The organism is Lysinibacillus telephonicus, assembly GCF_039654155.1.
Classification (GTDB): Bacteria; Bacillota; Bacilli; order Bacillales_A; family Planococcaceae; genus Ureibacillus; species Ureibacillus telephonicus.
In genome coordinates, this window is the sequence record NZ_CP155468.1 from 2,588,558 (window position 1) to 2,602,816 (window position 14,259).

Genomic DNA, 14,259 nt, shown 5'->3' on the forward strand with positions numbered 1-14,259 from the left:
TCTGTGGCGTCCGCCGGAGGCATTAACTTCATTCAGTGGGAGGAGATTAAACTCCAACTGAATGAAGTTAATACACAGCAGGGCTTACCATAACTTTTCCAAAATAATGATTGTTGCATTATCCTGATGCTTAAGCCTTTTAGCATCAATTCTATTAATAATTTCTTCTGCTGCATCATTTGGCGACAATGGTTTTTCAAGGATTTCGCACAGCTCAAGTTCTGTTAAACTGTTATAAACACCGTCAGTGCAAAGAATGATTTTATCGCCTTTCTTCAAAGAAATGGGTTCTCCAATTTCCATGCTTTTGAATCCCTCGAACCCTAAATAGTTGATGAGTCTTTTACGCATTGGGTTTTCCATTGCTTGTTGTTTCGTAATTTGCCCTGCTAAGTATTGTTCTTCTAATAGCGAACTTAATGTATGCTTCTCATTGACATTGACTAAATGTCCATTTCGGTATAAAGCAATGATACTGTCGCCAACCGCTCCCCAATGCAACTGATTATATGAAATAATGGCACAGGCTAATGTTGTTCCACCGCTTGCCCCACTAAGATTTTTTAGTATTGCTTCATTACTTTGTTTTGCTGCCCGAGAAAAAAAGTCCTGAAGCTTTATATAACGCTCCAGTTTCATGAATTCCCTCACAAAGGTTGTTACAGCCAGTGTGCTAGCCATTCTTCCATTTGCTAATCCACTAATTCCATCCGCTACAACGGCCAGTGTATGCCCTTCTGAGATAACAGTTGAAAAATAATCATCTTGCTCTTCTCTTTTTCCGATTGTTTGACCATTGCCAATTAATAGTTCTTCCTGTAAATCTGGCTTTAGAACTAGTCGTCTGACGTAAAATAATACAAAAATAATACAAATTAGACTTAGTAATACGATATACGGAGTGAAAGTTTGTTCAGCAAACATTTGTCTTAAGCCTCCTGGTGCTGATGGTGATGTTCCCATTCAAAATGTACACCGCAAAGGGGCAAGAAAATAAACTTGCTGCGCCCAAGCTGAATCACATCATAGCCTTGAAGTTCTACTGGAGAATAGACGGCCTGATTATTGTGATAGGCAAGTCCTGATGCATCACCAGGTAAAAGGTAAAAATTTCGCTGTTTCGGATCATATACAATCACAGCATGATTGCGTCTAGAAATGGTATTATCACCTAAAATCCGAATATGCATTTCATCAGAACGGCCAATGAAGTTCTTCTCCGCATAAATTTTAAAATCTTGGCCGAGTGGTGGGCCTTCAATACAAACTAACCATCCAGTTACTGGCTCAACACCCTCTGTTTCACCCAAATAAGGCATAGTTTTTTCATCTTCACTTGCACTTGAATTCATTGCTGCAACTTTACTTGGATTCAAATTTGTTTCAACTGCTACATTGCAGTAAGGACACAAACTTCCATGTCTTCTAGAACTAAACATATGACCATTTTTACAACGTGTTAAACTCATCTTTTATCACCCTTTTCCGAAGTATCATTCATTTCACTAAAATTCGTGTATTTGCTAGGTAGATCATGTCACCAAAATGAACTTCACTTGGCTTATCACTCTGTATTTTCTGTGGTGTACTTTCATTAAGCCTTTTTATACCAACCCCATTCTCAGACTCTAAATCTTCGATAAACCAGCTTCCTGATGAGTAGTTTAAGACCGCATGTTCTTTACTTATCAGTGAGGCATACTCGACATCTGACAAGTCAATATCTACCTCGTGGCCAGGGGAACTTTTCCCAATTAACATCGATGGAATACCTTGGATATACCATTCCTTTAAACTTTCGCCGTCATAATCTAACAACACGAGCTTATTGATCTTTGTGTCATTGAACTCATCATTTGGACTTTTCTTGGTATTCTTCATGATTAACCAAGCAAGTGAGATGACTAGCAAAATGGAAACAAGAATTTTAAATGGCAATTGAGAATTTATGATATATGTATAAATAAGAGCAAAGATGATTGTCATTATGATGAGGCAATCAATAACAATGACTACCCCAGGTTTATTCTTTTTTTCATGGGAAGAACCATCTAAATTCATTACTCAACCCTCCATTTATCTTCTGCCAAAATACTGGTTAAAAATATCCGATGTATCCAATGGATTTTTCTTTTGTTGCTCATTTTTATTTCGAGTTGGTTGTTTCGTTTTTGGGTTAAAACCAAAAAACTGTTCAAAGGTTTGATGTACTGCAGATGGGTCAAATCCTTGGTGATAAGTTTCACCATGCACTTTTGTTGACTGACCACTTTCCCTCTGTTCGTTGCTGTTTTTTACTCCAAGTTTTGCATCGTATTTTTCCCTTAGCTCGGGTGAATACAATGTTTCATAGGCTTCTTTTATCTCTTTAAAACGTTCAGCTGCATCTGGATTTCCATGATTGACATCAGGATGGTATTTTTTGGCTAGCCTTCTGTAGGCATTTTTTACTTCATCCCTTGTTGCATTATGTCTAATACCTAGTCGATCATAATAATTGTTCATTAGTTCAAATCCTTATAGTTTTTAGTCAAACCACTTTTATGGAACAATAAGAGGCTATACGCCTCTTATTGTCATTCTTCAAGCTATTATTGGAAGTTTCCGTCGATTGCCACTTCGTCTGTTTTGTCTTTTTTCTGTTTAATTAATAACTCAAAGCGCCCAATACCTTGGGAATCTCCAAAAATCTCACGATAATCTACAACAAATGCGTGTGGTAAAGTGATTTTACGTACAGTTTGTCCTGCTGCTTCTACTTCTAGAGTAACTTCACGATAAGCCTCAAGTTTCTCTGCTGGAACTGTAGACCATTCTGCTAGTTTAATTGTGTCGTCAGCTCCGTCTTCTGTTGTTGCAGTAAGGATTTTTCCTTTAATTTTTAGCGTTGCACCAACATCTGTTGAACGTGCATTCGTATCATCTGGAGTATCAGTGCCAAACACTGCCTCCTCAATATTGCGAATGCCTAGCTCAATTGTTTCTCCTGCTCCTTCTACTCTTAATCTAAATCCCATACAAAGTTCCTCCTTAGTGATATTAATCTTTTTACAAGCTTATTTTGCTTGTGATATTTATGTTGAAAGGACTGGTTTAGTAACCACGCCTTTTAACATCTGTAAATAATGTTTTATTGCTCTGTCATCTGACTCTAGTAATCTACGACTTGACCGCAGATGTCGCTTTTGTAATAGTAACTTCAAGGTTTTTCACATTTCCATTGAAGGCAATATCGATTTGACATAGATTATTGCGTTCATCAATTGTATAGCTTATGTCATCTCCGTCTTGAAGAATGGAGTTAACATATTCTTTGGATTTTAGCCATTTGCTCTTTTGACTGCTTGGGTTATTGCTAAAGAATTTCACGATATTATCATATTTGAAATCGCTTGTTTGGAATCTAAGGACACGTTCGATATATGTACTCACTAGTGTCTTATAAATCGAATCAAAGCCAACCCCGTCATCAATGGATGCAGCTAAACTTCTAGCCTTATAAACTGTAATTCTCGTAACATCTTTTTTATCCACTTGTGCATTATCTGACGAGAAAATAAAGCCAAAGCTTTTTTGGTTAATTGCATCCTTTATAGAGTTCGTAAATCCAGAAATTTCCTTAGCCATTGTTGTTGTTGCGTGTAAATTATGATCTTCTGCTTCTATGTCAAAACGTACACCTGGATATTCCCTTGTTACATTGCGGAACTTGTCCTTCAGATACTGAGGACATTGATAAGCTGCAACAATACCCGCCGCAATGTAAGCAGCTTCCACATATACACCTTCAATCCACAATTTTAGGATATCTTCTTTATCCTTTGATAGTTGAACACCATTTTCCGTTTGCTGCATTCGACTATCAATAATAACTCCAGACTTATCTTTCGGAATAATTGTAAAATTCGGTAAACAAGGAATGGCAAATTCACTATATTCCTTTCTCTGAAGGACAGCACATTTTTCAATAAATCGATCGATGCCTGTCGTTGCAACACTGTTAAATGTTGTTTCCTCTCCAGATTCAAAGCTAAAGAACAGCTGTACTCGATAATTTTTCGCAATCTCAAGCAGTGTCGATAAAGACTCCATCCGATTGCTATCTTTTTTAACGGCTGCTTCATTCCCTTGGAAACGAAGTCTTCTAATCGGCGCCTTGCCATTCGTCTCCCATTCGATCATTGGAACAATGCCGAACCAAACTGTGTCTGTAAAGTCGTTCTTTGTATTGACAGTATTTAAATACGCCTCTAGTCTATTGCTATTTTTAATTAACATGTCTAATCGAGTATTTAATACTAATAAGCTAGGCTGCATCCCTCGATTTTTCGTTTCGTACTGATCGAAGAAAAGCTTTACCCCAAGAATTTTCTCCACAAGAGGCTTCACGGTTTTTACAAAATCATCTTTCGCATTCTTATAAAATTCCAAATACGTATTGTAATTTTGTACTTCTAACTCAACATCAACTTCATTTCTTACAGCTGGAAGCGGAGAAAATGTTCGTACAACTAAATCCTTTACATATGCAGAAGGTGTCTCTGTAATTGCCTCATAGTCTTCTTCAAATACTGCTTCTAATCTCATTTGGCTATTTTCATCCAACACAAGTAATTCTTTACTTTCTTCCTTTGGAGCTTCAATGATTTTTAGCTCACCATCATCACCGATGGATAAAACTCCAATCTGTAAAGCCTCTGATTCATCATTATTTTGAGAAGCACCAAGCAACAGTCTCGTTTTTATGTCTTCGATTGCAAGAGGCAGCATTGCCATCACATTATTGTAATTTTGACTTGCCTCTTCAAATTTCATATTCAATTTATCACCAATATCAAGTCGTTTCGGATCGCCTTCGTCTAGTTTTTCATACTCATCATGCAAATAGTGAATCTCTTTTCGAACTTGGCGAATATCCTCCATTACCTTTTTTGGCGAAATCATATCAAGTAAGTTTTCAAATTTAAAATCTACGTTTGCGATTCCTTGACTTCGTTTCGTATCAATCAGTGTAAATAACATTTTTAGAAAATCATTATTTTGATCGATTTTTATTTCTGATATTAATTCCTCAGATATCCCTTCTGGTTTTCTTAATGTATAAACAACCTTTTGGTTAGCTGCGTTGTAGAAGGAATAAACAGTAGGTGAAAATTTAATTAAAAAGTCATCAAAGCTCTTAACAAGTAAACTTTCATTAATTTCCTTTACCTTGTCATCACTTAAACTATCAATTCCTTTTACATCTCCTACAAGTGTAAGTAAATCTAACTTTTCTGGATTTATTTCCTCAAAAAGCATGGTTCTGTTTGTTTGATAAATAATTTCCATAATTTTACTCGCCACATAATTTGCATTCTAGTCATTCTATGAAGTTTTTTGCAAATTTAAAATGGCTCCTCCTCTCTATTAATAACCTTTAAAAAGTTTGAGTATTGACATATAATTATTTGCCATTAAAGTTATAAATTGTAAGTTCAGTAAAATATCGCAATTGAATTATACATAATTTTTCCAATCGAAACTATAAATTGGTAAAAATTGAATAATAAGAACCATTTTTTTCAAATTTTGATACTAATTTACTAATTTTTCCTATTTCTAAAGATGTATTCTATTGCTTCACAAAATGTTACTTACAAAAAAAGGAGCCGAATGAATCAAGCTATGTATTTATTGTTATCTCAATAAAATAAAAGGGTGTGGAAAAGTGAGAAAAGTACAGTGGATTGTATTGTTGTTTTTTATACTGAGTTTCTTTATCAGTCCTAATAGTGATGCAACTATTTATGCAAGTGAGCCAAGTGAGGTTGAGGTTGTATTCGTTATTGATACTAGTTACTCAATGCGGACTACCGATAAAGAGAGAATTTCGACAGAAGTATTGAATATGTTTATGGATTTAAATGAAAACACAAAAACAAAAGTAGGGTTTGTCTTCTATAATGATAAGATTGTAGCTTCACAGCCGCTAACATCTCTAGAAGAAGGAAACGCCAAATCTATTCTGAAGGATCTATTCAATTCAATTTCTCGAACAGGTTATACAGACCCTGGACTTGGACTAAAAAAAGGACAGGAGTTATTTGAAAATAATGATGAACAAACTAAAAAAGCAATGATTTTCTTAACTGATGGTGAAATTGATTTACCACAAGGTTCGAAACGAACAAAGGAAGAATCACAAAATGATATTACTAAAGTAATAAAAAAGGCTAAACAAGATAAGTATCCTATCTATTCTGTAAGTTTAGCTGGTGCAGGAAATATAGGTAAAAAGGAGCTAGAGCAAATAGCTGTAGAGACTGGAGGATCTCATTTTGAAGCAAAAAATGCAGTGGAACTTCCAGAAATATTTCAAAGCATTTTTGTCAAACTAAGTCCATCGACGACTCACTTTCCAATCGCAACGGTAACTACGAATGGAAAGGTCCAAGTAGTGAATATTGATATCCCATACGGAATGTCTGAAGGAACCATCACCCTACTTTCACAATACCCAATTGATGAAACGATTTTATATGGACAAGCTACTCTAAGTGAACAGCATCGATCAAACCATTACACAATACTAAAGATGAAACAAATTACTGGAAAATCTTTATCATTGAACTTTAAAGGCGTCATAGGGGACATGGTGCAGGTGAGCTTTCTTGGCAATTATGATTTTTTGCCATCCCTTGAATTACCTGAAGGAGAATTAGTGAAGGATGAGCCGCTATTAATTCGCACAACGCTTATAAAAAATGGCAATAGCGCTCCTTCTAAACTTGCAGCTGATCTTAGTGGTGAATTGATTGTAAAGCATTTAAAAACAGGGACAGAATTACGGCTTCCTATGAAAAATACAGGAACCTCTTTTGAACTTGAACAATCTTTCTCATTGCCAGGGATCTATGAGGCAAAAGCATTAATAAAAGGGGAAAACTTCCAAATCGAAACACAACCTAAATCTTTTGAATTAATTGATTCACAGCCATTGATAGTGAAATCCGAACCTATCACAATTAATAAATGGAAGGAAGATACATCCATTAACTTAAGTGGGTATTTCTCCGGTCCTAACCAGGACAAGCTCACTTATGAAATTAAAGCGATAGGTGATGACAAAAAGATAACTGCAACAATAAAGGAAAATCTTTTAACTATAACACCTATTGAAAAAGGTAAAACATCCATTGATATTCGTGCGGTGGATCAGTCTGGCAAAAGTATACTCTCCACATTGCATATTTCGATTGAAAGCGGATGGAATCCAACCTACATCATGGCAGGAGTCGCCGCTGGTTTTATATGTATTGGACTAATTACTTTATGGTTGGTTCGTAAAAATTACTCATTTGTTGGACGAATTGAGGGAGTCTTTTATCATACAGAAGGGAAAACTTTCCTTTCAAAAAAATACTGGTCCCTCGCTTCCTTTAACTCTAAAAAACAATTGACGTTGTTAGAGTTATTTTCCCGCTTAGATATCGAGGAAACATTAATACCAGGAGCAGAAAGAATTATTTTGCAAGCAGGTAGTAACGGGGTTCTAACGATTAAACATGACTCCAAATGTATCATCCTTAAAGGTGGAACTATAGTACCTAGAAATCAAAAAATAAGTTTAAGAAACAATGAAAAACTCTTTATCACATTTGAAGATGGAAAAATGGAAGTCGAATTGTTATATAAAGCAGCGGAAAAACACGAAATACTCAAACAATATTCTTACTCAAGCTGATAAATTAAGGAAAAAAGCCCGATTCAGTGTACTACTGGTAATCGGGCTTTTTTTCTACTTTTTGAATTTTATTTTTTAACTTTATTAGAATATATTCCAGCTTAATTAACGGAGTAAATGAAGCGATGGAATTCGGTCTTTCAGCAGCTTGTAATGACAAACTCTTCATTATTTTCTTCAATAACCAAGGAGAGATGGAGTAATCTTTACTGCTTAGCGGTTCTAGGCTATCTTCTATTACTCTTGAAGGGGCATCTGCTGGTGGTTTGCCCTTTAAAATATAATAAAAAATTGCAGCCATACTATATATATCTGAATAAGTACCCTGCTTTGATTGATTCGAATAAAACTCTATAGGGGAATAACCTTTTGTTGTGAATATTTTACGATCAGAATTTGTTTCAATATATGCAGCTGAACCAAAGTCGATCATTTTCAGAGTGCCGTTTTTATCAATTATTATGTTTTTTGGCTTTAAATCACGATGAATAATTCCCTGATTATGTACATAATCAAGTGTATTTATTAAGGGCAAATATACTTCTTTTAAAAACGCCGATATTTGGAATGAATCTTGCTGTCTATAATTCTCTAAAGTATAACCTTCGCAGTACTCCATCACTAGATAGATCGTTTCATTTTCTTCAAAATGGTCAATGTATTTTATAATGTTTGGATGTGTAAGGATTTTTAAAAAATGAACCTCTTCCAAGAAGGATTGCTTTAATGTATTGAGCTTTTTTTTATTTGTTGAATACCCACAAACAAGAGTTTTTCCGTCTAAATCTCGAATGACAAGTGCTTTTGGATAAAACTCTTTAATGACCACACGTTCTCCACTTTCTATTGTTTGTGCTAAATAGACAATTGATAAATCACTAGAAGATATCGTCGATAGAATTTTATATGTTTGATTTAGTTGTACATTCTCATTAAGACTAGTGTCATAAATTATCTCTTCCAAAACATACCCCTCATTTTCAGAATTAATAATTATATCTTATCAAGTGAATTAATTAAATGGAAATAAAAAAATATGCTGCGCTTATTTTTAATAAGTATATATTTTATAAAAATTGTTTATGTATAAGGTTTTTACTATTAGAAAGCAACATAGCAGAAGGTTGCTCTACAGCTCCAACTGGATTTAAAGGACACAACAAAATGTGCATCTTCCAAGAAGAAATCTTTGTTCCAATATTTTTATTAGTAAATTTAAAGACTTTAACGAAGTTTCCCTCTTTTTCTATTAGAAATAAAAAATGGACTTCTTTACGAGTCCATTTCTTATAATTATTATTGTTCTCTTTCTCTAGCAGATGCCTCATCCTTAATCTCTTCTCTAAAACCTTCAATTGCATGTTTGCGTTTCTCATTTTTCGCCTGAATTTTTGCTTTTTCCTCAGGACTTGAAAAAGCCATTGTTTCCTCAGCAGCTTCAATATTTTCGATTGTGTTTTGTACCATACTTTGTAACTTTTCTACGTTATCTGAGCGATCATCTGGATTTGGTTTTTGACGATTCATTTTATTTTCCTCCTATAATATTTTTGACATTACGGCTTTAGTTTGGTTCTATTTACTATGTTTATACATATTTTCATTTACAGTTTTATTAAAGGTATCGTCTGAAAGCAGCAAATCTCTTTAAAAAGGGAGGATATAAGCAGTAAAGGGACTATCCAGAAATCTTCACTTTCTGGACAGTCCCTAAACAGATTTTTTTAATTGTAATTACTCATCATCTTTTAAATTGTCGAATTGAATTGCTGTAATATGGACGTTCACTTCATTCGTATCTATTGAAGTCATATTAAAAATGGCTTGACGAATGACGTTTTGAATTTCCTTTGCTACTTTAGGTATTGAATACCCATATTTCACTGAACAGTATACGTCAATAGCAATTTGTCCTTCGTCATCTATTGTTGCTTTTACACCTTTAGAGTGTACTTTCTTCCCAAATCGTTCTGCTACACCAGATGCGAAATTACCGCGTGTTGCAGCAACTCCTTCAACTTCAGTCGTCGCAATTCCAGCAATTACTTCAATTACTTCAGAAGCCACTTCTATTTGACCAAGTTCTTCTTTGCCAGAAGGAGTTGGTTGTATGAAAGCTTTTGTTACTTTCTCAGCCATCTTCTTCATCCTCTCTTACTTTGTGAAGCTGTTGACAAAAATTACAGATTTCACAAAGAAAACTATATTTAATATTTGATTTTATTATACACCATTTTTTACATAAAACAGGGTTCTAAACAATATTTATTTAGTCTGTAAGAGTGTTGGATTAATCTTTCCATATTTGTGCAAGAAGCTCGTATGATTTCTTTCGTTTTTCTTGGTCAAAAATCGCACTATTAATCATAATTTCATCTACTTCTCGAGTGCTGATTAATTCAGTCAGCTTGTTATAAACAGTCTGAGGTGAACCGTAAAATGTATATTTTAATTGTTGCAGCACAACCTGCTTTTCTTGTTCCGACCATAAAGTGGACATATCTCTTGGCGGTTGTGTTTTTCCCCTCTTACCTTGAATCATTCCTAAAAACTGTTGGAAAATTGTACTTGCTAAAAATTCTCCCTCTTCATCCGTTTCACCGACCATCGCATTAACCGCGATCATGGCATAAGGTTTTTCAAGTACATCTGAAGGTTTGAAATTTCGTCTGTAAGTATTTAATGCATCATCCAATAAATCAGGTGCAAAGTGACTTGCAAATGAATAAGGCAATCCTAATCTACCAGCTAATTGAGCACTATAAAGACTTGAACCTAATAGCCAAATTGGTATATTCATGCCTTTTCCCGGAACTGCAATTACAGGGCGCTCAACATCTTCAAAGTACCCCATTAATTCATCAACTAATCGGTCAAATTCATAGGCTCCTCGATCATCGCGTCTTAATGCTCGGGCTGTTAACATATCTGATCCAGGTGCTCTTCCTAATCCTAAATCTACCCGACCTGGATACATTGATTCTAATGTTCCAAATTGCTCTGCAACAATTAATGGTGAGTGGTTTGGCAGCATAATGCCACCTGCCCCCACTCGAATCGTATTTGTCGCTCCTAATAAATATGAAATTAAAATTGGAGTTGCTGAACTAGCAATGCCTTGCATATTGTGATGTTCTGCAACCCAATACCGATAATACCCGTTTTTTTCTACATGCTGAATTAATTCACGACTATTTTGAAAGGATTCGGCAGGTGTTTGACCTTCTAACACAGGTGCTAAATCCAGTACTGATAACTTTGGTAACAAATTGTTTCTCTCCTTTCATTCCATAGTTTTAGTATAGAACTATTGGAAGAAGGATTCATTTATTTAGCTCGGAATAAAAAAATACGTTCTGTTAATCACCTAATAAAGTAAGGACTGCTCAGAAATTAATATTCTGAACAGCCCCTATTATTAGTTAAAAAGTTACTTTGCAACTTTTTCTTTATTCGTATTTAAAATATCGTTTTCTTCCAAGAATTTTGTGTTAAATTTGCCTGACTGGAACACTTCATTGTTCATTAAAGCTTGGTGGAATGGAATTGTTGTATGGATTCCAGGTCCAGCTACTTCAAATTCACTTAAAGCGCGATTCATTCTAGCAATTGCTTCTTCACGTGTATCTGCATGAACTATTAGTTTTGCTACCATTGAGTCGTAATACGGCGGAATTGTATAGCCAGCATAAACAGCTGAATCAATGCGCACACCGTTTCCACCAGGTGTTACATAAGTTTCTACAGTACCAGCTGATGGCATGAAATTCTTATATGCGTTTTCAGCATTAATGCGGCATTCAATAGCCCAACCATTCATTTTAATATCTTCTTGTTTAAATGGAAGCTTTTCACCAGCCGCTATTTTTAGTTGTTGTTGAACTAAGTCAACACCTGTAATTAATTCAGTAACAGGATGTTCTACTTGAATACGAGTATTCATTTCCATGAAGTAGAATTTATCAGCTTGGTAATCATAAATAAATTCGATTGTACCTGCGCCTTCATAATTACAAGCTTGAGCAGCTTTTACCGCAGCAGCTCCCATTTCAGCACGTCGCTCACTTGATAATGCAGGTGAAGGTGCTTCTTCAACTAATTTTTGCATACGTCGTTGAACTGTACAATCACGCTCACCTAAATGAACTACATTGCCGTATGAATCAGCCAATACTTGAATTTCACAGTGGCGGAAATATTCAATGAATTTCTCTAAATATACGCCTGGGTTGCCGAATGCTGCAGCAGCCTCTTTTTGTGTAATTTCAATTCCTTTAACAAGATCTTCTTCTGTACGAGCGACACGAATACCTTTACCACCACCTCCAGCAGTAGCTTTGATGATAACCGGGTAACCGATTTCACTCGCCCATTTTTTCCCTGTTTCAATATCTGGAACGATGCCTGTACCAGGAACAAGCGGAACACCAGCTTCTTCCATTGTGCTACGTGCAACGTCTTTAATACCCATTATTTTAATCGAATCTGATGAAGGACCGATAAATTTAATGCCAGCATTTTCACAAGCCTCAGCAAAATCAGCATTTTCAGCTAAAAATCCGTAACCTGGGTGAATTCCATCTGCTCCAGTTTTTTCAGCTACACTTAATACTGCTGGAAAGCTTAAGTATGAGTCTTTTGACAATTTTGGTCCAATACAGTAGGCTTCATCTGCTAATTTGACATGAAGCGCATCACGGTCAGCTTCAGAGAATACAGCTACAGTTTCAATACCGAGTTCCTTACAAGCACGAATAATACGTACCGCAATTTCCCCACGGTTAGCAATTAATACTTTTTTCATTTTAGAACCACCCCTTACTCAGGTTTCACTAAGAATAGTGGTTGACCGTATTCTACTAATTGACCGTCTTTCACTAGTACTTCAACAATTTCACCTTTAATCTCTGCTTCAATTTCATTGAACAGTTTCATTGCTTCAACGATACATACAATCGTTTCTTCTCCAACTTTGTCCCCAACTTTTACATATGGAGCTGCATCAGGAGATGGAGCTTGATAGAAAGTACCCACCATTGGAGATGTTACTTTGTGAAGTGATGCATCTGCAACAACTGGTGCAGCCTTTTCTTCAACGACAGGTTCTGCAGCTTTTTGAACTTGTACTGATTGTGTTTCCTGTACAGGAGATTGTTCTACAACTGGAGCTGCAACTGCTTCTTCTTTTTTCGGAGCAACGACTTCAGTAATTACTCCATTATTTTTTTTCAATTTAATTTTAGCTCCGTCATTTTCATAGACAAATTCATCGATAGATGAGTTATCAACTAATTTAATAATTTCTCTTAATTCTTGTACTTTAAACACTATTGACACCCCTCATGTTTTATTAACTACAATTACCATTTTATATTTTTTTCGCACATTTTGAAACACATAATTTTAAATTTTATTCAAGTATCATAAAAAACAGTGCTTTCGTTGTGAAAAACGAACGCACTGCGTAATTTCTGCACCTTATTTATTACATCATTTTATTATTCTAATATAACATTTTAATAGTAATTTGATTGAACATTTACTGTTACATCACTAATTTCTTCCAACTCGGATCTTACAACATAAATAATTTCGTTTGCTTGTTGTTTTGAAATTTCATCTGATAATACAGTAACTTGAGCTTTGTCATCGTTCACTCGAACTAGCGCATCTGAATAACCAAGCGATTCGATTAACATTTCAAGCATTGCTTCAGAGGATTCTTGCTCAATTAATGCATTCATTTGATTGAACGCTTCATTTTTTTCTTCTGCAGTATATTGATCTGATGCAATTTTTTGAGTTAATTGATCTCTTAACTGGCTTCTTTCGTTGCTAATTTCCATTCTCATTTCATCAAATAAATAACTTTCTGATGTTGTTGCTGTTATTTCTTCGTCATCTACACCTGTCAATGTTGTCTCCTGTAATGTGTCATCTGTAAAAATTGTTGCCAAATCCACATTACGATCTGGTTCAAATACATAGTAAACTGAAATTACGGCCGCTAAACTTAGTAGCGTTAATAGCCATACTGTTCTTCTTTTTACTTTCATTGTTCATCTCCTTTACTCTCCATCGGTACAATCATAATTCTGTGAGTAGGCATTTGCATTACTCGACTAATTGTTTCTAACAGTTTCTTTTGAATTGCTGGGTCAGACGCCCCTTCCGATACGACAAGCAATCCTGATACGGCTGGTTTAATGTCACTCGAGCTAAATAGTAAACTATCTTTGTTTGAGCCCGTTGAGGAAGATGTTTCATAATGGAAATAGACCTTTACTTGTCCAACTCCTTTAATTTCACTAAGGGCTCGTTCAAGTCTACCTTCTTCAGAAGTCGTATCGTATTGCTCATCTTTTGGATCATTAAACGTTACAGAAATGTACGCAATGAACGCTAAAATTGCAATCGGAATGAATATTAGTTTTTGTTTTGTCCATTTCTTTTCCACCTCACGTTCTTTTGCGCCCCCTTTCTTTCAAATACGCCTTGGCGTGTTTGGGTCCAGATTTTGAATCGTCCTTGTT

15 protein-coding genes are annotated in these 14,259 nt (G+C 35.3%); 1 reads left to right on the plus strand and 14 read right to left on the minus strand.

Annotated features, from left to right (window positions below):
• Positions 1–84: 84 nt before the first annotated feature.
• The 6 genes from MKY04_RS12310 to MKY04_RS12335 all read right to left on the minus strand — a co-directional run bounded on the left by MKY04_RS12310 (position 85) and on the right by MKY04_RS12335 (position 5,331).
• The gene (locus MKY04_RS12310; RefSeq protein WP_126294438.1) at positions 85–924 is read right to left on the minus strand and encodes a PP2C family protein-serine/threonine phosphatase; all 840 of its coding nucleotides are present in this window, start codon (positions 922–924) and stop codon (positions 85–87) included.
• A gap of 5 nt (positions 925–929) precedes the next feature.
• Positions 930–1,469 carry an FHA domain-containing protein gene (locus MKY04_RS12315; protein ID WP_126294439.1) on the minus strand — a complete coding sequence of 180 codons (540 nt, stop codon included), beginning with the start codon at positions 1,467–1,469 and terminating at the stop codon, positions 930–932.
• A 28-nt stretch (positions 1,470–1,497) separates the two neighbouring features.
• Positions 1,498–2,061 carry an FHA domain-containing protein gene (locus MKY04_RS12320; RefSeq protein WP_185807719.1) on the minus strand — a complete coding sequence of 188 codons (564 nt, stop codon included), beginning with the start codon at positions 2,059–2,061 and terminating at the stop codon, positions 1,498–1,500.
• 15 nt (positions 2,062–2,076) lie between these two features.
• Positions 2,077–2,505, minus strand: coding sequence for a J domain-containing protein (locus MKY04_RS12325; RefSeq protein ID WP_126294440.1), 429 nt, complete (start codon positions 2,503–2,505; stop codon positions 2,077–2,079).
• Positions 2,506–2,591: 86 nt separating this feature from the next.
• Positions 2,592–3,017: a membrane-associated protease 1 gene (locus tag MKY04_RS12330; protein WP_126294441.1), complete on the minus strand. Its 426-nt coding sequence runs from the start codon at positions 3,015–3,017 to the stop codon at positions 2,592–2,594.
• A gap of 142 nt (positions 3,018–3,159) precedes the next feature.
• A complete protein-coding gene (locus MKY04_RS12335) occupies positions 3,160–5,331 on the minus strand; it encodes a transcriptional regulator (RefSeq protein ID WP_126294461.1) in 2,172 nt (723 codons plus the stop codon).
• A gap of 379 nt (positions 5,332–5,710) precedes the next feature.
• On the opposite strand from MKY04_RS12335, the gene MKY04_RS12340 reads away from it, so the two are divergent.
• Positions 5,711–7,726, plus strand: coding sequence for a VWA domain-containing protein (locus MKY04_RS12340; protein WP_346234457.1), 2,016 nt, complete (start codon positions 5,711–5,713; stop codon positions 7,724–7,726).
• A 31-nt stretch (positions 7,727–7,757) separates the two neighbouring features.
• On the opposite strand, the gene MKY04_RS12345 is transcribed toward MKY04_RS12340, so the two are convergent.
• The 8 genes from MKY04_RS12345 to MKY04_RS12380 form a co-directional block, all read right to left on the minus strand.
• Complete coding sequence (locus MKY04_RS12345) at positions 7,758–8,690, minus strand: protein kinase family protein (protein WP_346234458.1); 933 nt, start codon at positions 8,688–8,690, stop codon at positions 7,758–7,760.
• Between the two features lie 332 nt (positions 8,691–9,022).
• Complete coding sequence (gene tlp / locus MKY04_RS12350; protein WP_346234459.1) at positions 9,023–9,253, minus strand: small acid-soluble spore protein Tlp; 231 nt, start codon at positions 9,251–9,253, stop codon at positions 9,023–9,025.
• Between the two features lie 207 nt (positions 9,254–9,460).
• On the minus strand, positions 9,461–9,865 hold the full coding sequence (locus MKY04_RS12355; RefSeq protein ID WP_346234460.1) for an Asp23/Gls24 family envelope stress response protein: 405 nt from the start codon (positions 9,863–9,865) through the stop codon (positions 9,461–9,463).
• A gap of 151 nt (positions 9,866–10,016) precedes the next feature.
• Positions 10,017–10,994: an LLM class flavin-dependent oxidoreductase gene (locus MKY04_RS12360; protein WP_346234461.1), complete on the minus strand. Its 978-nt coding sequence runs from the start codon at positions 10,992–10,994 to the stop codon at positions 10,017–10,019.
• Between the two features lie 162 nt (positions 10,995–11,156).
• Positions 11,157–12,530: an acetyl-CoA carboxylase biotin carboxylase subunit gene (gene accC / locus MKY04_RS12365; RefSeq protein WP_346234462.1), complete on the minus strand. Its 1,374-nt coding sequence runs from the start codon at positions 12,528–12,530 to the stop codon at positions 11,157–11,159.
• A 14-nt stretch (positions 12,531–12,544) separates the two neighbouring features.
• Positions 12,545–13,054 carry an acetyl-CoA carboxylase biotin carboxyl carrier protein gene (gene accB, locus MKY04_RS12370; RefSeq protein ID WP_346234463.1) on the minus strand — a complete coding sequence of 170 codons (510 nt, stop codon included), beginning with the start codon at positions 13,052–13,054 and terminating at the stop codon, positions 12,545–12,547.
• A gap of 188 nt (positions 13,055–13,242) precedes the next feature.
• Complete coding sequence (locus MKY04_RS12375) at positions 13,243–13,782, minus strand: SpoIIIAH-like family protein (RefSeq protein ID WP_346234464.1); 540 nt, start codon at positions 13,780–13,782, stop codon at positions 13,243–13,245.
• Entirely contained in the window at positions 13,779–14,183 is a 405-nt protein-coding gene (locus tag MKY04_RS12380) for a hypothetical protein (protein ID WP_346234465.1), read from the minus strand. The genes MKY04_RS12375 and MKY04_RS12380 overlap by 4 nt, the downstream gene beginning before the upstream one ends.
• Between the last annotated feature and the right edge of the window lie 76 nt (positions 14,184–14,259).